The 20,414-nt window shown below is 65.8% G+C and carries 11 protein-coding genes; 7 read left to right on the top strand and 4 right to left on the bottom strand.

Going from position 1 to position 20,414, the window contains the following annotated elements; genetic code table 11:
• Positions 1-20: 20 nt before the first annotated feature.
• A complete protein-coding gene (locus N5E02_RS04650) occupies positions 21-4,997 on the bottom strand; it encodes an NAD-glutamate dehydrogenase domain-containing protein (RefSeq protein ID WP_235649368.1) in 4,977 nt (1,658 codons plus the stop codon).
• A 250-nt stretch (positions 4,998-5,247) separates the two neighbouring features.
• Between N5E02_RS04650 and N5E02_RS04655 the strand changes: the two genes are divergently transcribed.
• From N5E02_RS04655 to N5E02_RS04665, 3 genes are read left to right on the top strand one after another with little or no spacing between them, the layout of a single operon-like run.
• Complete coding sequence (locus tag N5E02_RS04655) at positions 5,248-5,904, top strand: TetR/AcrR family transcriptional regulator (RefSeq protein WP_005417420.1); 657 nt, start codon at positions 5,248-5,250, stop codon at positions 5,902-5,904.
• Entirely contained in the window at positions 5,904-7,172 is a 1,269-nt protein-coding gene (locus N5E02_RS04660; RefSeq protein ID WP_262219821.1) for an efflux RND transporter periplasmic adaptor subunit, read from the top strand. The genes N5E02_RS04655 and N5E02_RS04660 overlap by 1 nt, the downstream gene beginning before the upstream one ends.
• Before the next feature lie 15 nt (positions 7,173-7,187).
• Entirely contained in the window at positions 7,188-10,361 is a 3,174-nt protein-coding gene (locus N5E02_RS04665) for a multidrug efflux RND transporter permease subunit (protein WP_279945920.1), read from the top strand.
• 152 nt (positions 10,362-10,513) lie between these two features.
• On the opposite strand, the gene N5E02_RS04670 is transcribed toward N5E02_RS04665, so the two are convergent.
• Together N5E02_RS04670 and N5E02_RS04675 are read right to left on the bottom strand one after the other, a co-directional pair.
• A complete protein-coding gene (locus N5E02_RS04670) occupies positions 10,514-10,777 on the bottom strand; it encodes a hypothetical protein (protein ID WP_061480105.1) in 264 nt (87 codons plus the stop codon).
• A gap of 168 nt (positions 10,778-10,945) precedes the next feature.
• On the bottom strand, positions 10,946-12,094 hold the full coding sequence (locus N5E02_RS04675; RefSeq protein ID WP_279945921.1) for an acyl-CoA dehydrogenase family protein: 1,149 nt from the start codon (positions 12,092-12,094) through the stop codon (positions 10,946-10,948).
• A 152-nt stretch (positions 12,095-12,246) separates the two neighbouring features.
• Here N5E02_RS04675 and N5E02_RS04680 point away from each other — a divergent pair, with 152 nt between their 5' ends.
• The 4 genes from N5E02_RS04680 to N5E02_RS04695 all read left to right on the top strand — a co-directional run bounded on the left by N5E02_RS04680 (position 12,247) and on the right by N5E02_RS04695 (position 18,294).
• On the top strand, positions 12,247-13,176 hold the full coding sequence (locus tag N5E02_RS04680) for a metalloregulator ArsR/SmtB family transcription factor (protein ID WP_049465810.1): 930 nt from the start codon (positions 12,247-12,249) through the stop codon (positions 13,174-13,176).
• 13 nt (positions 13,177-13,189) lie between these two features.
• Complete coding sequence (locus tag N5E02_RS04685; protein ID WP_164229485.1) at positions 13,190-14,281, top strand: homocysteine S-methyltransferase family protein; 1,092 nt, start codon at positions 13,190-13,192, stop codon at positions 14,279-14,281.
• Between the two features lie 57 nt (positions 14,282-14,338).
• Positions 14,339-17,023 (top strand): methionine synthase, encoded by a 2,685-nt coding sequence (gene metH / locus N5E02_RS04690; protein ID WP_279945922.1) that lies wholly within the window; start codon positions 14,339-14,341, stop codon positions 17,021-17,023.
• An 86-nt stretch (positions 17,024-17,109) separates the two neighbouring features.
• Entirely contained in the window at positions 17,110-18,294 is a 1,185-nt protein-coding gene (locus N5E02_RS04695) for an MFS transporter (protein WP_279945923.1), read from the top strand.
• A 12-nt stretch (positions 18,295-18,306) separates the two neighbouring features.
• On the opposite strand, the gene N5E02_RS04700 is transcribed toward N5E02_RS04695, so the two are convergent.
• On the bottom strand, positions 18,307-20,379 hold the full coding sequence (locus N5E02_RS04700; RefSeq protein ID WP_279945924.1) for an acyltransferase family protein: 2,073 nt from the start codon (positions 20,377-20,379) through the stop codon (positions 18,307-18,309).
• Positions 20,380-20,414: the final 35 nt, after the last annotated feature.

Raw genomic sequence — 20,414 nt, forward strand, 5'->3', positions numbered from 1 at the left:
ACGGCCCGGCACTACGTCACTTATGCACCATGCGCGGCCAGCTGGCCCAGGCGCTGCACCGCGACCGAGACGGTCGGGTAGTCCAGGGTCTTCTGCTCGGCCAGTTCGGCCAGCATCGCCAGGGTGAAGCGCAGGCTGTTGTCGTCGCGGCCCATCCAGGCAGCGACCTTGGCCTCGGCACTGTTGCCCTTGGTGCCCAGCACCTGGCCGGCCAGGTTGCGGTGGTTGGCTGCCAGCTCGTCACGCAGCACGCCACGCGCCACCGCGTGCCAACGACCGTTGACCTCCAACGCGTCGACCTGCTCGAACAACCACGGCAGCTGCAGGGCATCGCCCAGGCGGAAGTGGACCTTGGACACGTCCACCGGCTTCAGCTTGCGGGTGCGGGCCAGTTCGATGATGTCGAACGCCGGCTCCAGGAAGTGCAGTTCGGCCAGCTGCTGTGCCAGCGCGGACGGCAGGCCCTTTTCCTTCCACTCGGCCACCAGGGCTTCGTAGGTCGGACGCTGCGAATCCGGCAGCACGCCCGAAGCAACGCGAATGTCGTTGAACGGGCCCTGGTAGCGGTTGACCGCCTCGGTGATGCCCGGCATCGCGCCCGGGCGCGACAGCAGCCAGCGCACGAACGAACGCTGCAGCTTCCAGATCACTTCCAGTGCGTCGATCTGCACCGACTCCGGCACCTTGCCGTCGAGCGCGTCGATCTGCGCCCACAGTGCGCGTGCATCAAGCGTTTCACGGCTGATGGTGTAGGCCTTGGCGACCTCGGCGATGGAACGACCGGTGTCTTCCTGCATGCGCATCAGGAAGGTGGCGCCCATGCGGTTGATGGTCTGGTTGGTCACGGCCGTGGCGATGATTTCGCGCTTCAGGCGGTGACGCTCCATCGCGTCGGCGTACTTCTTCTGCAGCGGGGTCGGGAAGTAGCGCTGCAGTTCCTTGGACAGGTACGGGTCTTCCGGGATGTCCGAATCCAGCAGCTGGTTGAACGCCACCAGCTTGGAGTAGGACAGCAGCACCGACAGTTCCGGACGGGTCAGGCCCTGGCCGCGTGCCTTGCGCTGCGACAGCTCGGCGTCGGACGGCAGGAACTCGATCTGGCGGTCGAGCAGGCCCTGCTGTTCCAGGGTGCGGATGAAGTGCTGCTTGGAACCCAGGCGCTTGACCGCCATCCGCTCCATCAGGCTCAGCGCCTGGTTCTGGCGGTAGTTGTCGTTGAGCACCAGCTCGGCGACTTCATCGGTCATCGACGCCAGCAGCTTGTTGCGCTGCTCGACGGTCAGCTTCTTGGCCCGCACCACATCGTTGAGCAGGATCTTGATGTTGACTTCGTGGTCGGAGGTATCGACGCCGGCCGAGTTGTCGATGAAGTCGGTGTTGAGCAGCACGCCGGCCTGGGCAGCCTCGATGCGGCCCAGCTGGGTCATGCCCAGGTTGCCGCCCTCGCCCACCACCTTGCAGCGCAGCTCGCCACCGTTCACGCGCAGCGCGTTGTTGGCGCGATCGCCGACGTCGCTGTGCTGCTCGCTGGCGGCCTTGACGTAGGTACCGATGCCGCCATTCCACAGCAGGTCGACCGGTGCCTTCAGGATCGCGCTCATCAGATCGTTCGGCGACAGCGCCTTGACGTTCTCGTCCAGGCCCAGCGCTTCGCGCACCTGCGGGGTGATCTCGATCGACTTCAGGCTGCGCGGGTACACGCCGCCGCCCTTGCTGATCAGCTTGGTGTCGTAGTCCGCCCAGCTCGAACGCGGCAGGGTGAACAGGCGCTCACGCTCGATGAACGACGTGGCCGCATCCGGATTCGGATCCAGGAAGATGTGGCGGTGGTCGAACGCAGCGACCAGGCGGATATGGCGCGACAGCAGCATGCCGTTGCCGAACACGTCGCCGGACATGTCGCCGACGCCGACCGCAGTGAAGTCCTGGCTCTGGCTATCACGACCCAGCGCACGGAAGTGGCGCTTGACCGATTCCCACGCGCCGCGCGCGGTGATGCCCATGCCCTTGTGGTCGTAACCGACCGAACCACCGGAGGCGAACGCATCGCCCATCCAGAAGCCGTGCGCGATGGCCAGGCCATTGGCGATGTCGGAGAAGGTCGCCGTGCCCTTGTCCGCGGCCACCACCAGGTACGGATCGTCCATGTCGTGGCGCACGACATCCACCGGCGGCACGATCTTGTTGTTGACGATGTTGTCGGTGATGTCCAGCAGGCCCTGGATGAACAGCTTGTAGCAGGCCACGCCGTTGGCGAAGATCGCATCGCGGTCGCCGTTCACCGGCGGGGTCTTGGCGAAGAAGCCGCCCTTCGCGCCGACCGGCACGATGACAGTGTTCTTGACCATCTGTGCCTTGACCAGGCCCAGCACTTCGGTACGGAAGTCTTCGCGACGATCCGACCAGCGCAGGCCGCCACGCGCAACCGCGCCGAAGCGCAGGTGGGTACCTTCCACGCGCGGGCCGTACACGAAGATCTCGCGGTACGGGCGCGGCTTCGGCAGGTCCGGCACCAGCGCCGAATCGAACTTGAAGCTGATGACATGGCCGTGCTGGCCGTTGGCATCGGTCTGGTAGTAGCTGGTACGCAGGGTCGCGTCGATCACGCCCATGAACGAGCGCAGGATGCGGTCCTCGTCCAGGCTGGACACGCGATCCATCAGCTTCAGCAGTGCATCGCGCGTGGCCTGCATCTGCGCGTCGCGGTCCCCCTTGCGGGCATCGACCACGCTCTTGAGCACCTTCAGGGTGGCATCGTCGCCAGCGGCCAGCACATCGAAGTGGGCCTTCAGCTGGGCCTGACCGGCCGCGATGTCGTCCTTGCTCTCATGGCCGGTGGCCGGATCGAAGCGGGCCTCGAACAGTTCGACCAGCAGGCGGGCCAGCAGCGGGTAACGCGCGAAGGTGCCTTCCACGTAGGCCTGCGAGAACGGCACGCCGGTCTGCAGCAGGTACTTGCAGTAGCCACGCAGCATGGCGACCTGGCGCCAGTGCAGGCCAGCAGCCAGCACCAGGCGGTTGAAGCCGTCGTTCTCGGCGTCGCCGTGCCAGACGCGGGCGAAGGTCTCGCCGAAGGCTTCATCGACACTGGCGGCATCGATCACGCCAGCGGTCGACTCGACCTCGAAGTCCTGCACGTACACCGGCGCGTTGTCGACCGACAGGCGGTACGGACGCTCGGCGATCACGCGCAGGCCCATGTTTTCCATCATCGGCAGCGCGTCCGACAGCGGGATGTCATCCAGCTGCCGATACAGCTTCAGGCGCAGGCCATCGCCGCTTTCGCGCGGCACGGCCTGCAGGCTCAGGCGCAGGTCGTCCGGGCCGGTCAGCGCGTCGAGCTGGCTGACATCGTTGGCGGCAACGGCGGTGCTGTTGTCTTCGATGTAGCCGGCCGGCAGCGCCTTGCCGATGCGGGCGGCGATGCGCAGGCCTTCGGTCTCGCCGTGGCGGCTCACCAGCGCTTCGCGCAGGTCGTCCTGCCAGTTGCGCAGCACCTGGGCCAGCTTCTGCTCCAGTTCGGCGGTATCGACGTCGAGCATTTCACCCGGCTTCGGGCGCACGATCAGGTGAACCTGCGCCAGCGGCGATTCGCCCAGCACCACCGAGCTGTCGACGAACTCGCCGTGCAGCGCGTCCTTGAGCATCGCTTCGATGCGCAGGCGCACATCGGTGTTGAAGCGCTCGCGCGGCAGGTAGACCAGCGCGGAGATGAAACGGCTGTACTTGTCACGGCGCAGGAACAGGCGGCTGCGCACGCGTTCCTGCAGGCCCAGCACGCCCATCGCGGTGCGGAACAGTTCGTCCTCGCTGGACTGGAACAGTTCTTCGCGCGGCAGGGTTTCCAGGATATGGCGCAGGGCCTTGCCACTGTGGCTGGCCGGGGCCAGCCCGGACTGCTTCATCACATGCTCGTGGCGCTGGCGCACCAGCGGGATTTCCCACGGGCGACGGTTGTAGGCGCTGGAGGTGAACAGGCCGAGGAAACGCTGCTCGCCGATGATCTTGCCCTTGGCGTCGAACTCCAGCACGCCGATGTAGTCCATGTAGCCGGCGCGGTGCACGCGCGAACGGGCATTGGTCTTGGTCAGGATCAGCGCATCCTTCAAACCGGACGTGGTATTCAGGCCCTGCGCGGCCAGCGTCTTGACCGGACGGGCGGCGGACTTGTCCTTGCCGCGCATCAGGCCCAGGCCGGTGTCGTTCAGCGGCGCCAGCACCTCTTCCTTGCCCTGCTTCTCGACGCGGTACTCGCGGTAGCCGAAGAAGGTGAAGTGGTTGTCAGCGGCCCAGCGCAGGAACTCCTGTGCTTCCTTGCGCGACGCGTCGTCGACGGGCAGCTGGCGGCTGCCCAGGTCGTCGGCCAGTGCCAGCGCCTTGTCCTTCATCGGCTGCCAGTCGCGCACGATCGCACGCACTTCATCCAGCGCCTTGTTGATGGCCTGCTCGATGGCGGCCATCGCATCGGCCGGCTGGCGGTCGATTTCCAGCAGCATCACCGACTCGGCATCACCTTCGCCGACCTTGACCAGCTTGCCGGCCTTGTCGCGGGTGAAACGCAGTACCGGGTGGCCCAGCACGTGGACGCCCACGCCCTGCTCGGCCAGTGACATGGTGACAGTATCGACCAGGAACGGCATGTCGTCGTTGACGATCTGCAGCACGGTATGCGGCGATTCCCAACCGTTGGCCTTCGCGGTCGGATTGAACACGCGGACGTTGGCCTTGCCAGCCTTGCGGGCCCGGGCGAATTCCAGCGTCTCAGCCGCGAGAGCGGCCCACTCTTCAGCGCTGTGGTGCGGGAACTCGTCCGACTCCATGCGCTTGTAGAAGTCAGTGGCGAAGGCCACTGCTTCGGCCTGTGCGGCCGCGGGGTAGCGCTTGCGCAAGGCCGTGTACACCGGCTCCAGGGAGAAACCAGCGGTCACTGCGACCTCCGACTCTGCTGGTTTCGTCTTGTTTTTCACGGTCTTGGCTGCGGTTTTTTGCGGTTTCATGGCAGAGCGATGCGCTTGCTCAGTTGGGAAAATGAAATTGTAGCCCTACCGCACGAAAAGGCCTTGCTGCAGGACGGAATAAGCAGATTCGGGTTTGCTGCGGTTTAGACGCCTATTCAGTTCGCTCCGGTATGGAGCTGGCGCCTGCTTCAGCACTGCCGACAGGATCGGCAAAGCGTGTTACCGGAAGACACACGCGGCGACGCCGATTCGATTCCACAATCCTGAACTGGACGGTATAGTCCACCGCGTGAACCCGGCCTACCTCCCCGTTGCCCTCGACGCACGCGATGAGCGCGTGTTCGATGCCGTGCGCGAACTGCTGGCCCAGCAGGGCATCCAGATGAGCATGGACGCGGTGGCCCAGCATGCCGGCTGTTCCAAGCAGACCCTCTACTCGCGCTATGGCAGCAAGCAGCAACTGCTGCGCCGGGTAATGCAGCGCCACGTCGGCCACGCCACCGGGGCCATGGTTCGTGCACTCCGCAGTGACGACCTGCGTGCCAGCCTGCTCCAGTTCGCCACCGACTTCCTGGAGCATTTCAACCAACCGCACGTAGGGCAGGCCTGCCGGCTGATCGCGGCCGAGGCGGCCCAGTTTCCCGAAGAGGCGCGTACGCTGTACCGGCATGGTGCCGGCGCGTTGTCGCTTCATCTTGCTGAATGGATTGAAACCGTTTGCATGCAGGGCCAGCTCCGGCATGACGACCCGCACTTCATGGCCGAACTGCTGCTGAGCATGATCGCCGGTCAGGATTTCGACAAACAGCGCTTCCATACCCCCCACCGTGATGACGCGCTCTTGCGTCGGCGCTGGGCAGAGTTCTCCGTCGACAGCTTCCTGCGCGCCTTCGCGCCTCAGCCGTCGCCGGCCCCGTCTACAAACCAACCCCGGAGTTCCTCCTGATGACCGCCCCACTCCGCACCCTTGCCTTGACGTGCGCCGTTGCTGTCGCGCTGGCTGCCTGCAAGAAGCCGGAACAGCAGACGCCCCCGCCGCCGGAGGTGGGCGTGATCGACGCCAAGCCGCAGACCCTGCCGCTGCAGCGCGAACTGGTCGGCCGCCTGTCGCCGTTCCGCAGCGCCGACGTCCGCGCACGCGTGCCCGGCGTGCTGCTCAAGCGCGTCTACCAGGAAGGCTCGCAGGTCAAGCAGGGCCAGACCCTGTTCCTGATCGACCCGGCGCCGCTGCGTGCCTCGCTCAACGCCTCCGAGGCCCAGCTGGCCTCGGCCCGCGCGACCTACGCCAACGCCAAGGTCGCCGCCGACCGCGCACGCTCGCTGGCCCCGCAGCAGTTCGTCTCCAAGTCCGACCTGGACAACGCCGAATCGGCCGAGCGCACCGCGCTGGCCGCGGTCAAACAGGCCGAAGCGGCAGTGACCTCCTCGCGGATCAACCTGGGCTATGCCGAAGTGACCGCGCCGATCAGTGGCGTGGCCAACAAGCAGCAGGTCACCGAGGGCGCGCTGGTGGGCCAGGGCGATGTGACCCTGCTGACCACCGTCGACCAGCTCGACCCGCTGTACGTCAACTTCTCGTTGAGCGTGGACGAGCTGACCCAGCTGCGCGCGCAGCAGGCCAAGGGCGCGCTGGCGCTGTCCGGCGACGGCAAGGCCACGGTCAACGTCAAGCTCGCCGACGGCACCACCTATGGTGAGCCGGGCACGCTGGACTTCTCCTCGACCACGGTCGACCCGGCCACCGGCGCCGTGTCGTTGCGCGCGCTGCTGCCGAACCCGCAGCAGATCCTGCTTCCGGGCGCCTTCGTCAGCTTCCAGGCCAACCTGGGCGAGCGCAACAACGCCTTCCTGGTGCCGCAGCAGGCGCTGCTGCGCGATACCACCGGCGGCTACGTGATGGTGGTCGGCGCCGACGGCAAGGTCGTGCGCAAGAACGTGAAGACCGATGGCGCGCAGAACGGCAACTGGCTGGTCAGCGACGGCCTGGCCGCCGGTGACAAGGTGATCGTGGCCGGCGTGCAGAAGGTCAAGGAAGGTGCACCGGCGGTGGCCAAGCCGTGGACCCCTGGCCAGGACGCCAACGGCAAGCCGGCCGCAGGCGGCGCCGCCCCGGCGGGCGCTGCACCGGCTGCAGGCAAGGCACCGACCGACGCGGCCAAGCCCGAGCAGGCCGATGCGGCCAAGCCGGCCGCCACCGATTCGAACAAGCAGTAACGGGAACCTTCCGTCATGCCTAAATTTTTCATCGAACATCCAGTCTTCGCCTGGGTGGTTGCGATCCTGATCTCGCTCAGCGGCGTGATCGCGATCCTCAACCTGGGCGTGGAGTCCTATCCCAACATCGCCCCGCCGCAGGTCACCGTCTCGGCGACCTATCCGGGCGCCAGCGCCGATACCACGGAAAAGTCGGTCACCCAGGTGATCGAGCAGCAGCTGACCGGCATCGATCACCTGCTGTACTTCAGCTCCTCGTCCGCCTCCAACGGCCGTGCACAGATCACCCTGACCTTCGAGACCGGTACCGATCCGGACATCGCCCAGGTGCAGGTGCAGAACAAGGTCTCGCTGGCCACGCCACGCCTGCCTTCGGAAGTCACCCAGCAGGGCGTGGTGGTGGCCAAGGCCAACGCCGGCTTCCTGATGGTGGTGGCGCTGCAGTCCGATACCCCGACCATCAACCGTGACGCGCTGAACGACATCGTGGGCTCGCGCGTGCTCGACCAGGTCTCGCGCATCCCCGGCGTCGGCAGCACCCAGCAGTTCGGTTCCGAGTACGCCATGAACATCTGGCTGAACCCGGAAAAGATGCAGGGCTACGGCCTGTCGGCCAGCCAGGTACTGGCCGCGGTGCGTGCGCAGAACGTGCAGTTCGCCGCCGGCGCGCTGGGTTCGGATCCGTCGCCGGAAGGCCAGCACTTCACCGCCACGGTCTCGGCCGAAGGCCGCTTCAGCTCGCCGCAGGAATTCGAGAACATCATCCTGCGTGCCAACGCTGATGGCTCGCGCGTGCTCCTGAAGGACATCGCCCGCGTCGCCTTCGGTGCCAACAACTACGGCTTCGACACCCAGTACAACGGCAAGCCGACCGGCGCCTTCGCCATCCAGCTGCTGCCGGGCGCCAACGCCCTGAACGTGGCCGAAGCGGTGCGCGCCAAGATGGACGAGCTGCAGCCCAGCTTCCCGGCCGGCGTCACCTGGTTCTCGCCGTACGACAGCACCACCTTCGTCAAGATCTCGATCCAGGAAGTGGTCAAGACACTGTTTGAAGCAGTGTTCCTGGTGTTCCTGGTGATGCTGATCTTCCTGCAGAACTTCCGCGCCACGCTGATCCCGACCCTGGTCATCCCGGTGGCGCTGCTCGGTACCTTCCTGGGCATGTGGATGATCGGCTTCACGATCAACCAGCTGACGCTGTTCGCGATGGTGCTGGCGATCGGCATCGTGGTCGACGACGCGATCGTGGTGATCGAGAACGTCGAACGCATCATGACCGAGGAGGGCCTGGCGCCGAAGCCGGCCACGCAGAAGGCGATGACCCAGATCACCGGCGCGGTGGTGGCGATCACCGTCGTGCTGGCCGCGGTGTTCATCCCCTCCGCCCTGCAGGGCGGTGCCGCCGGCGAGATCTACAAGCAGTTCGCGCTGACCATCGCCATCTCGATGGCGTTCTCGGCGTTCCTGGCGCTGGGCTTCACCCCGGCGCTGTGCGCGACCTTCCTCAAGCCGACGCACAACGACAACCCGAACATCGTCTACCGCACCTTCAACAAGTACTACGACAAGATCAGCCACACCTACGTGGGGCACATCACCTCGGCGGTGCGCCATGCGCCGCGCTGGATGATCCTGTTCGTGGTGCTGACCGCGCTGTGCGGCTTCCTGTTCACCCGCATGCCGGGCAGCTTCCTGCCGGAAGAAGACCAGGGCTATGCGCTGGCGATCGTGCAGCTGCCGCCGGGCTCGACCAAGGGCCAGACCAACGAAGTGTTCGCGCAGATGCGTGGCATCCTGGAAAAGCAGGATGGCTATGAAGGCATGCTGCAGGTGGCCGGCTTCAGCTTCGTCGGTTCCGGCGAGAACGTGGGCATGGGCTTCATCCGCCTGAAGCCGTGGGAGGAACGCAAGTTCACCGCGCCCGAGTTCATCCAGAACATGAACGGCGCGTTCTACGGCATCAAGGAAGCGCAGATCTTCGTGGTCAACCTGCCCACCGTGCAGGGCCTCGGCCAGTTCGGTGGCTTTGACATGTGGCTGCAGGACCGTAGCGGTGCCGGCTACGAACAGTTGACCCAGGCCCGCAACATCCTGCTCGGCCAGGCCGCGCAGAAGCCGGACCACCTGGTTGGCGTGCGCCCCAACGGCCTGGAAAACGCGCCGCAGCTGCAGCTGCACGTGGACCGCGTGCAGGCGCAGTCGATGGGCATGTCGGTGTCGGACGTGTACAGCACCATCCAGCTGATGCTGGCCCCGGTGTACGTCAACGACTTCTTCTACGAAGGCCGCATCAAGCGCGTGACCATGCAGGCCGATGGCCCGTACCGCACTGGCCAGGAATCGCTGAAGAGCTTCTACAGCCCGTCCAGCCTGACCCAGAACGCCGATGGCACCAACGCGATGATCCCGTTGAACACGGTGGTCAAGTCCGAATGGGTGTCGGCGCCGCCGTCGCTGAGCCGCTACAACGGCTACTCGGCGATCAACATCGTCGGTTCGCAGGCACCGGGCACCAGCTCGGGTGAGGCGATGCAGACCATGGAAGGCATCGTCAACGACGACCTGCCGGCCGGCTTCGGCTACGACTGGTCGGGCATGTCCTACCAGGAAATCCTGGCCGGAAACGCTGCGACCCTGCTGCTGGTGCTGTCCATCGTGGTGGTGTTCCTGTGCCTGGCCGCCCTGTATGAAAGCTGGTCGATCCCGGTGGCGGTGCTGCTGGTGGTGCCGCTGGGCGTGCTGGGTGCCCTCGGCCTGTCGATGCTGCGCGGCCTGCCCAACGATCTGTTCTTCAAGATCGGCCTGATCACCGTGATCGGCCTGGCGGCGAAGAACGCGATCCTGATCGTGGAGTTCGCGGTGGAGCAGCGCGCAGCAGGCAAGAACCTGCGTGATGCCACCATCGAAGCGGCGCGCCTGCGTTTCCGCCCGATCCTGATGACCTCGTTCGCGTTCATCATGGGCGTGATCCCGATGGCGATCTCCACCGGTGCCGGCGCCAACTCCCGCCACGCCATCGGTACCGGCGTGATCGGCGGCACGCTGTTCGCCACCCTGCTCGGCCTGCTGATGATCCCGGTGTTCTTCGTGGTCGTGCGCCGCATGCTGGGCGACAAGCTGGACGAACCGTCCAAGGAGTTCATGGAACGCCAGCGCGATGCGGATGCCGCACATCGTCCGGATCGTTGATCCGGTGCTGCGCTGAGAACGAGAAGGCCCCGGAGCGATCCGGGGCCTTTTTATTGCCACAGTTGAATTCATGCCAACCCAGGTTGGCATCTACCGGAACAACGGCATTGCCGGTAGCCGCCAACCTTGGTTGGCGCTGTTCGGGCAACGCCTCAGCGCATCACCGCGACCACGGCGCACACCGCCACCAGAATCAGCGAGGCCCACTGCATGGGTACGAAGAAGAAATGGTGGGGTGCGGCCTCCCCCTTCTGCCGCGGCGCACGGTTGAGCCACAGGCCCAGCACCACGTTCACCGCTGCGCCGAGGCCTGCGCCCAACAGAACCTGTGACAGCGGAGTATTGCCCTTGGGGCCGTCATGCGGAAAGAAGTACGCCAGCAGCAGGATCGCTGCAATCGGCGTCACCAGCGTCATGATTCCCCAACCGCGATAGATCACGTCGTCATCCTCGAAGAAACGGACTGCATTAGAGCAGCATGCGTCTCTGCAGGCCAACGGCAATGACGTCATCTGGATGACCATCATCCACGCGTGGCGTGGACCTACCGCCGCGCCGCCATTGCGGCGGCGCGGCCCTGCGACTCAGCGCAGCCCGGTTTCGTTGCGGGCGATCACCAGGCGCTGGATCTCCGAAGTACCTTCGTAGATCTCGGTGATCTTGGCATCACGGAAGTAGCGCTCCAGCGGCATTTCCTTGGAATACCCCATGCCGCCGTGGATCTGCACCGCCTGGTGGGTAATCCACATCGCCGCCTCAGAGGCGGTCAGCTTGGCAATGGCAGCCTCATTGCTGAAGCGCTTGCCCTGGCCCTTCACCCACGCCGCGCGCAGGGTCAGCAGCAGCGCTGCGTCCAGCTTGCACTTCATGTCGGCAATCTTGGCCTGGGTCATCTGGAAGGTACCGATGGCCGCGCCGAATGCCTTGCGCTCCTTGACGTATTCAATCGTCGCTTCATAGGCGGCACGGGCGATGCCGATGGCCTGCGAAGCGATGCCGATGCGACCGGCATCGAGCACGCTCATGGCGATCTTGAATCCCTCGCCTTCCTGGCCCAGCACGTCTTCGGCCTGCGCTACGTAATCGTTGAACTCGATCTCGCAGGTGGCCGAGGCGCGGATGCCCAGCTTGGGCTCGGTCTTGCCACGACCGAAACCGGCCTTGTCGGTATCGATGATGAAGGCGGTGATGCCGCGCGCGGCCTTGTCCGGCTCGCTCATCGCGAACAGCACGATGTACTTGGCCACCGGACCGGAGGTGATCCAGCTCTTCTTGCCATTGATGACGAAGGTGCCGTCGGCCTGCTTCACCGCGCGGCAGCGCATGGCGGTGGCATCGGAACCGGACTGCGGCTCGGTCAGCGCGAACGCGCCGATGGCCGTGCCTTGGGCGATGGCACGTACGTAGGTCTGCTTCTGCTGCTCGGTACCGTGGGTCAGGATGCCGTTGCAGAACAGCGAATTGTTGACCGACATGATGGTCGAATGGGCTGCGTCGGCGGCGGCGACCTCCACCATCGCCAGCACGTACGCAACCGGGTCCATGCCCGCACCGCCGTATTCGGTCGGCACTTCAATGCCCATCAGGCCGTTCTCGCCCAGCAGGCGGATGTTGTCCAGCGGGAACTCGCCGGTGCGGTCATGATGCTCCGCACTGGGGGCGATCTTTTCCTGCGCGATGCGCCGCGCAACGTCCTGCAGCATCAACTGCTCTTCGGTAAAGCTGAAATCCACAACACCCTCCCGGGTACATGAAGTTATGGGCCGCATACGGCGCGCCCAGGTGCTCCGATTGTACCGGGGCCCGGCAGTTTCCGTACGCTGGCGACTTGACCGCGACAGCCCCTTCAGCGAATATATCTCTATATCGCGATAGGTAGATGTTTATGGATCTGGAAGACTGGTCGACCCGCCTGAAGGTGTTCGCCGATGCCACTCGCGTGCGCCTGCTGGCGCTGCTGGAGCAGGAGGAACTGACCGTGGCCGAACTGTCGGCGATCACCCGGCTGGCGCAGCCGCGCGTGTCCACCCACCTGGCACGCCTGAAGGAAGCCGGCCTGGTCCGCGACCGCCGTGCCGGCGTGTCGGCCTACTACCGCTTCGACGAGGCCCAGCTGGACCCCGCGCAGCGTGCATTGTGGCATGCCTTGAGCAACGGAAGCGATGACCCGCTGCTGCGCCAGGACGCTGAACGCGTGGCCGCCGTGCTGGCCCACCGCGCCTCCGACCAGAACTGGGCCGACAGCGTGGCCGGCGACATGGAACGCCACTACTCGCCGGGGCGCACCTGGGAGGCGCTGGCCCGCACCGCGCTGCCGCTGCTTGAGACCGGCGACGTGCTGGATATCGCCTCTGGTGATGGCGTGCTGGCCGAACTGGTTGCCCCGCATGCCAAGCGCTACATCTGCATCGACACCAGCGCGCGCGTGGTTGCCGCCGCCAGTGAACGCCTGCGCCGCCTGCCCAACGTGGAAGTGCGCGAGGGCGACATGCATGCCCTGCCGTTCAAGGACAGCAGCTTCGATCTGGTCGTGCTGATGCACGCGTTGACCTACGCCAGCAAACCGGCGCAGGCAGTGACCGAAGCCGCGCGCGTACTGCGACCGGGTGGCCGCCTGCTGCTGTGCAGCCTGGCCCGGCACGAGCACAAGGCGGCCGTGGAGGCCTATGGCCACGTCAACCTCGGCTTCAGCGACAAGGAACTGCGCAGGTTCGTCGACAAGGCCGGCCTGCAGGTGTCCAGCCTGGAGACGGTCACCCGCGAGAAGCGTCCGCCGCACTTCGAAGTGATTTCGCTGATCGCCAACAAGCCCTGAGCCCGAGACCGCCATGCCCGCCCTGCCCTGGTTGCATCCAGATCGTGCCAACGCCCTGCTCGACGCCCTGCGCGAGCGGATCCTGATCATCGATGGTGCGATGGGCACGATGATCCAGCGCCACGACCTGCAGGAAGACGATTACCGTGGCGAACGCTTCGCCGGTGGCTATGACCATCTGCATGGCTCCGGCTGCGATCACGCCACACCGGAAGGCCATGACCTGAAGGGCAACAACGATCTGCTGCTGTTGACCCGGCCGCAGATCGTCGCCGACATCCACACCGCCTACCTCGAGGCCGGTGCGGACCTGGTCGAAACCAACACCTTCAATGCAACCTCGGTCAGCCAGGCCGACTACCACCTCGAGCACCTGGTGTACGAGTTGAACAAGGCCGGCGCTGCGGTCGCGCGCACGTGCTGTGATGCAGTGGCCGCAACCACCCCGGGCAAGCCGCGCTTCGTGATCGGGGTGATCGGCCCGACCAGCCGCACCGCTTCGATCAGCCCTGACGTCAACGATCCCGGCTTCCGCAACACCAGCTTCGACGAGCTGCGCGACACCTACCGCGAAGCCATCGAGGGCCTGATCGACGGCGGCGCCGACACCCTCATGGTCGAGACCATCTTCGACACGCTCAACGCCAAGGCCGCGCTGTATGCGCTGGAGGAAGCGTTCGATGCGCGCGGCGCGCGGCTGCCGGTGATGATCTCCGGCACCATCACCGACGCTTCCGGTCGCACCCTGTCCGGGCAGACCGCCGAGGCCTTCCACGCATCTCTCGCCCACGCCCGGCCGTTGTCGATCGGCTTGAACTGCGCGCTGGGTGCCGATGCGATGCGCCCGCATGTGGAAACCCTCTCGCAGGTCGCCGACTGTTACGTCAGCGCCCACCCCAATGCAGGCCTGCCCAACGCGTTCGGCGAGTACGACGAAACCCCTGAAGAGATGGCCACCACCCTGCGCGGCTTCGCCGAGGATGGCCTGTTGAACCTGGTCGGCGGCTGCTGTGGCTCCACCCCCGAGCATATCCGTGCAATTGCCAATGCCGTGGCCGGACTGCCGCCGCGCGCACTGCCCGGCGCCCGGGAGCAGGCCGCATGAACGTTGCCGCCACTGTCCCGCACTTCCCGCCCTACTGCTGTTGAGCCGACGCCTGCCATGACGCCTGTCCGCCCTACCCGCCTGTCCGGCCTGGAACCTCTGGTCATCACCCCGGACCTGCTGTTCATCAATGTCGGCGAACGCACCAACGTCACCGGCAGCGCGCAGTTCCGCAAGCTGATCAAGGAAGGCCGCTACGAGGAGGCGGTGGACGTGGCCCGCCAGCAGGTGGCCAGCGGCGCCCAGATCCTCGACGTCAACATGGATGAGGGCCTGATCGATTCGGAAGCGGCGATGACGCGCTACCTCAACCTGATCATGTCCGAGCCGGACATCGCGCGCATCCCGGTAATGGTCGACTCCTCCAAGTGGAGCGTGATCGAGGCCGGCCTGAAATGCCTGCAGGGCAAGAGCGTGGTCAACTCGATCTCGCTGAAGGAAGGCGAAGCGCTGTTCCGCGAGCACGCGCGCAAGGTGCTGCGCTATGGTGCCGCGGCAGTGGTGATGGCGTTTGACGAGGCCGGGCAGGCAGACACCTGTGCGCGCAAGGTCGAGATCTGCACACGCGCCTACCGCATCCTGGTCGACGAGATCGGCTTCCCGCCGCAGGACATCATCTTCGACCCGAACATCTTCGCCGTCGCCACCGGCATTGAAGAGCACGACAACTACGCGGTGGACTTCATCGAAGCCACCCGCATCATCAAGCAGACCCTTCCGCACTGCCATGTCTCCGGCGGCGTCTCCAACGTCTCGTTCTCGTTCCGAGGCAACGAAACCGTGCGCCAGGCCATCCATTCGGTGTTCCTGTACCACGCGATCGCCGCCGGCATGGACATGGGCATCGTCAACGCCGGCGCGATGCCGATCTACGACGAACTGGAGCCGGACCTGCGCGAGCGTGTCGAGGACGTGATCCTCAACCGCCGAAGCGATGCCACCGAGCGCCTGCTGGAGATCGCCGAGCGCTACAAGGGCAAGAAGGGCGCGGCGAAGACCGAAGATCTGGCCTGGCGCGACAAGCCGGTGGCACAGCGCTTGGCACATGCCCTGGTACACGGCCTGGATGCCTTCGTCGAGGAAGACACCGAACTGGCCCGGCAGGCCTCCAGCCGCCCGCTGGACGTGATCGAAGGACCGCTTATGGACGGCATGAACATCGTCGGCGACCTGTTCGGCGCCGGCAAGATGTTCCTGCCACAGGTGGTGAAATCCGCGCGCGTGATGAAGAAGGCCGTGGCCTACCTGCTGCCTTACATCGAAGCGGAAAAGGCGCGCAGCGGTGACACTGCCAAGAGCAACGGCAGGATCATCATGGCCACGGTGAAGGGCGATGTGCATGACATCGGCAAGAACATCGTCGGCGTCGTACTGGCCTGCAACAACTTCGACGTGGTCGACCTCGGCGTGATGGTGCCGGCGCAGAAGATCCTCGATGCTGCCCGCGAGCACAACGCAGACCTGATCGGCCTGTCCGGGCTGATCACCCCGTCCCTGGAGGAGATGAGCCACGTCGCCCGCGAGATGGAGCGCCAGGGCTTCGACCTGCCGCTGCTGATCGGGGGCGCGACCACTTCGCGTGCGCATACCGCGCTGAAGATCGACCCGCACTACAAGGCGCCGACGGTGTGGGTGAAGGATGCGTCGCGCGCGGTTGGCGTGGCGCAGTCGCTGATCTCGCGTGATCTGCGCGAGGCCTTCGTTGCCGCCAACGAAGCCGACTATGCCGAAATCCGCGCACGCCACCGCAACCGGGGCGACGCCAAGCGCCTGGTCACGCTGGAACATGCGCGCGCGCAGAAATTCCATGGCGGCTGGGACAACTACACTCCACCGACACCGAATCAGCCCGGCCTGCACGTGTTCGACGACTATTCCCTGGCCGAACTGGTCCACTACATCGACTGGACGCCGTTCTTCCAGGCTTGGGAGCTGGCCGGCAAGTTCCCGGCGATCCTCACCGACGGGATCGTCGGTACCCAGGCCAGCGAGCTGTACAAGGATGCCCGTGCGATGCTCGAGCGCATCGTCGGCGAGAAGTGGCTGACGGCCAAGGCCGTGTTCGGCCTGTGGCCGGCCAACAGCATCGGCGACGACGTCCGCGTGCAGCACGCACAGGGCGAAACCACCCTGCACTTCCTTCGCCAGCAGGTGGACAAGCCAGCCGAACGCCCGGATTTCTGCCTGGCCGATTTCATTGCGCCGGCCGACAGCGGAAAGCAGGACTGGATCGGCGCCTTCGCCGTCACTGCCGGCATCGGCATCGACGCCCACGTCGCGCGCTTCGAAGCCGAGCACGACGATTACAACGCGATCCTGCTGAAAGCACTGGCCGACCGCTTCGCCGAGGCGCTGGCCGAGCGCCTGCACCAGCGCGTGCGTACCGAATTCTGGGGCTACGACCGCGCCGAGACGCTGGACAACGAGGCCCTGATCGACGAGCAGTACCGCGGCATCCGTCCGGCACCGGGCTACCCGGCCTGCCCCGAGCACAGCGAGAAGCGCCGCCTGTTCGACCTGCTGCAGGCTGAGAAGAACGCGGGCATGGAATTGACCGAGAGCTTCGCGATGCTGCCCACGGCCGCTGTCTCGGGCTACTACTTCAGCCATCCGCAGAGCCAGTACTTCGTGGTCGGGCGGCTCAGCCGCGAACAGGTCACCGACTATGCCCGGCGCAAGGGCGTGGACCGCGCCCAAGCCGAACGCTGGCTGGCCTCCAACCTCGACTACGACCCCGAATGACACAAAAAGGGGACGGAGGGGATTAAGTCGTTTGTGCATTAGCGACTTAATCCCCTCCGTCCCCTTTTTTGCTTCATCATTCGGCGATGACCGTTCCCGTTGCCCGCCTCTCAAGTTTCTACCTGTTCTACTACGCGGCGCTCGGCGCGTTCACGCCGTACTGGAGCCTGTTCCTGACCGCGCGCGGCATGAGCGTGACCGCGATCAGCGTGATGATGGGCCTGTGGTACGCCACCCGCGTGATCGCACCCAGTACCTGGACCTCGCTGGCGGCCGCATCACCGCGGCCGATCCGCCTGCTGCGCGTCGGCTGCGTGCTGACCCTGCTCAGCTTCGCTGCCTTCCTGCTGCCACTGCCGCAGCCGTGGATGTACCCGGCGATGATCGTGTTCTGCTTCTTCTACAACGCGGTGATGCCGCAGTTCGAGTCGATCACCCTCACCCACCTGGGCAACGACAGCCACCGTTACGGGTTGATCCGGGTCTGGGGTTCGCTCGGCTTCATCGCCGTGGTCACCTTGTTCGGCTGGCTGATCGAAGGCGATGGCGCCGGCAACCACGCCGGATTGTTGCCGTGGATGATGCTGCCCCTGTTCGTGCTGCTGGTTGCCTCGGCCTTCAGCAACCACTACGCGCGCGGCATCGGCAAGACTGCGGGTGACACCAGCGGCTTCTGGCAGATCGTGCGCCGACCGCCGGTGCTGGCGTTCTTCCTGGCCGCCTTCATGGAACAGCTGTCGTTCGGCCCGTACTACACGTTCTTTTCGGTCTACATGGACCATCACGGCTACCGTACCTCCACCCTTGGCCTGCTGTGGACCATCGGCGTGGTCTTCGAAGTGGGCGTGTTCTTCACCATCGGCCGCTTCTTCCGCCGCTACGACGCCAGCTGGATGCTGCTGATCGCGCTGGTCAGTTCCTGCCTGCGCTGGGCCGTGACCGCACTGTTCCCGGAGAACCTGCCGGTGATGCTTCTGGCGCAGACCGCGCACGCGCTGGGCTTTGCCGCGTTCTTCGCTGCAGCGATGCAGATGCTGGCGACCTACTTCCCCGGTCGTCTCAACGGCCACGGCCAAGGACTGCTGTACGGCTTTTCGTCCGGTGTCGGCGGTGTGCTGGGCGCGCTCATTGCCGGCCAACTGTGGAAGATCGACGACGGCCGCACCGCGTTCCTGGCCGGCAGCGGCTTCGCCCTGATTGGCGCCCTGCTCTGCTTCTTCGCGCTGAGCCTGCCGCTGATACGCGCGCGCCGGACCCACGGCGGACACTGACAACGCTCCGATTCAGCGCTGCAGCAACACCTGCTGCAGCGATGGCAGCAGCACGCGGTTGCCATGCGCGCTGAGATGATCGCCATCGAAGAACAGCGGGCGGCCATCGCGCTGCGCGGGACATAGCGCGTCGTCGCACAGCACCGGCATCGGGTCCCACAGCACGCCACCCGGCAGTCCATCAACCACCTGCCGCAGGCTGCCCAGCATCGGCGCACGCAGCGCTTCCATCGCCTCGCGCGTGCTGTCCAGGCCATTGCGGCAGACTTCGTTGCGCGAATTGAAACGGTCCGAGCAGCGATAGGGCGGCGCCGGCAGCACCGGCTTGGGCGCCTCCAGCACGATGCGCACACCGCGCTCGGCCAGTGGCTTCCACTGCTTGATCGCCTCGACCGCTTCGGCCTCACGCCCTGCCGTGGCCTCCGCTGTCAGTTCGCCCGCCAGCTGCGCCCGCGCATCGAACAGCACGAACTGATCGGACAGGCGAGGCATCCGCAGCGATACCAGCACCACGGCATCACCCGGCTGCGCGCGCCGCGCGATATCGGCGAACACCGCGGCATCGAAATCAGCGCAACCGGCACCCGCCCCACGCCACTTCTGCAGGCTCACCTGCGGGCATCCGCCGCGGCCATAGAGGGAGACCTCCGAGCCGGTTTCCAGCGCCAGCCGCTGCAGCAGCTCGATGTAAGCCATCGCATGCGAATCACCGGCAACAAACACCCGCTTCGGCGCGCCGGCCGGCGTCGGGCGGTCGCAGTTTCCACGGGCAAAGGTCCGCGCACTGCCGCCCTCGAAACGATGCTTGGCAGCCAGCAGAGCGCAATTGGGATAATCGCCAGCCACGCTCTTGCCATTGGGGTACCAATCGGCCGGATGCCGGCTGACGGTACTCAGCGACAGTCGTGGCGCCTGCTGATAGAGCAATGCCTGGATACCGGCGGCGCACAGCAGTACGACCGCGCCGGCCAGCACCCAACGCCCGGGGCGCAGGCGCTGCGCCAACGTGCCGCGGAACGGCTGTTCCACCCAGCGCCACGACGCCCATGACAGCACCAGTACCAGCACCATCGCAGCGGTCATCTGCCAGGGTGCCTGCAGGCCCACGGTCCAGCGCATCAGCACGAACACCGGCCAGTGCCACAGATACAGCGAGTACGAAAGCAGACCGATGCGGCGCATCGGAGCGCTGGCCAACAGGCGCGCCACCCATGCCTGCGGATGGTGATGCAGCGCCCAGAGCAGGCCCGCGGTGGCGAAGGCCGGCAGCAGGCCGTCAGGCCACGGCGAGCGCCCGGCACGCGAGGACCATAGCGCCCACCCCAGCAGGGCCAGCGCCATCATGGCCAGCAGGGAAAACACCGGCGCAGCGCGCTTCAGTGCCTGACTGGTTGCCGGGTCCAGCGATTGCCGCACGTGCAGCAGCTGGAACAACAGCACGCCCAGCCCCAGTTGCCAGAGACGGGTGCTGGTGGCGTAGAACGCCCACGATGGCGGCGCCTCGCGCAGACCCAGCACCGCAGCGTGCAGCAGCGATGCCATGCTGACCAGTGCGAACAGGCCCAGGCTGATCCAACGCCCGCGCGCGCCACGTGCCCAGGCCAGGAACAGCAACGGGAACAGCAGGTAGAACTGCTCTTCCACACCCAGCGACCAGGTATGGGTATAGGGATTGAATTCGGCCTTGGGCGCGAAGTAATCGTTGCCGATCGCCGCCAGCACCCAGTTGCTGAAGCCGAACAACGCCATCAGCCCCGTCTTGTCGCTGGCTTCGCTGAGCCACGACTCGGGAATGAACAGCACGCTCGCCACAGCGGTCAGCAACACGCACGCCAGCAGCGCTGGTGCGATGCGACGGATGCGACGCGCATAGAAGCGCAGCATCGACTGCCCCAGCGACAGCGGCGGCAGCCGGTGTACTGATGCGCTGACCACGAAACCGGAGATGACGAAGAACACATCCACGCCAGTGAACCCGCCTGGCAACCAGGCCGGGTCCAGGTGGAACACGATGACGGCCAGCACCGCGATCGCGCGCAGGCCGTCAATGTGCGGCACGTAGCCGCGGCTTGGATCAGCGGTCATCCCTTCCCCCACGGCCGCGACGGCAGCGCGCCCGC

Origin of the sequence: Stenotrophomonas sp. GD03777 (genome assembly GCF_029842485.1) — a bacterium.
Classification (GTDB): Bacteria; Pseudomonadota; Gammaproteobacteria; order Xanthomonadales; family Xanthomonadaceae; genus Stenotrophomonas; species Stenotrophomonas sepilia.

Coding starts and splice junctions, on each gene's coding strand:
- N5E02_RS04650 (WP_235649368.1), bottom strand. CDS start 4,997: ATGAAACCGCAAAAAACCGCAGCCAAGACCGTGAAAAACAAGACGAAA.
- N5E02_RS04660 (WP_262219821.1), top strand. CDS start 5,904: ATGACCGCCCCACTCCGCACCCTTGCCTTGACGTGCGCCGTTGCTGTC.
- N5E02_RS04665 (WP_279945920.1), top strand. CDS start 7,188: ATGCCTAAATTTTTCATCGAACATCCAGTCTTCGCCTGGGTGGTTGCG.
- N5E02_RS04670 (WP_061480105.1), bottom strand. CDS start 10,777: ATGACGCTGGTGACGCCGATTGCAGCGATCCTGCTGCTGGCGTACTTC.
- N5E02_RS04680 (WP_049465810.1), top strand. CDS start 12,247: ATGGATCTGGAAGACTGGTCGACCCGCCTGAAGGTGTTCGCCGATGCC.
- N5E02_RS04685 (WP_164229485.1), top strand. CDS start 13,190: ATGCCCGCCCTGCCCTGGTTGCATCCAGATCGTGCCAACGCCCTGCTC.
- metH (WP_279945922.1), top strand. CDS start 14,339: ATGACGCCTGTCCGCCCTACCCGCCTGTCCGGCCTGGAACCTCTGGTC.
- N5E02_RS04695 (WP_279945923.1), top strand. CDS start 17,110: ATGACCGTTCCCGTTGCCCGCCTCTCAAGTTTCTACCTGTTCTACTAC.
- N5E02_RS04700 (WP_279945924.1), bottom strand. CDS start 20,379: ATGACCGCTGATCCAAGCCGCGGCTACGTGCCGCACATTGACGGCCTG.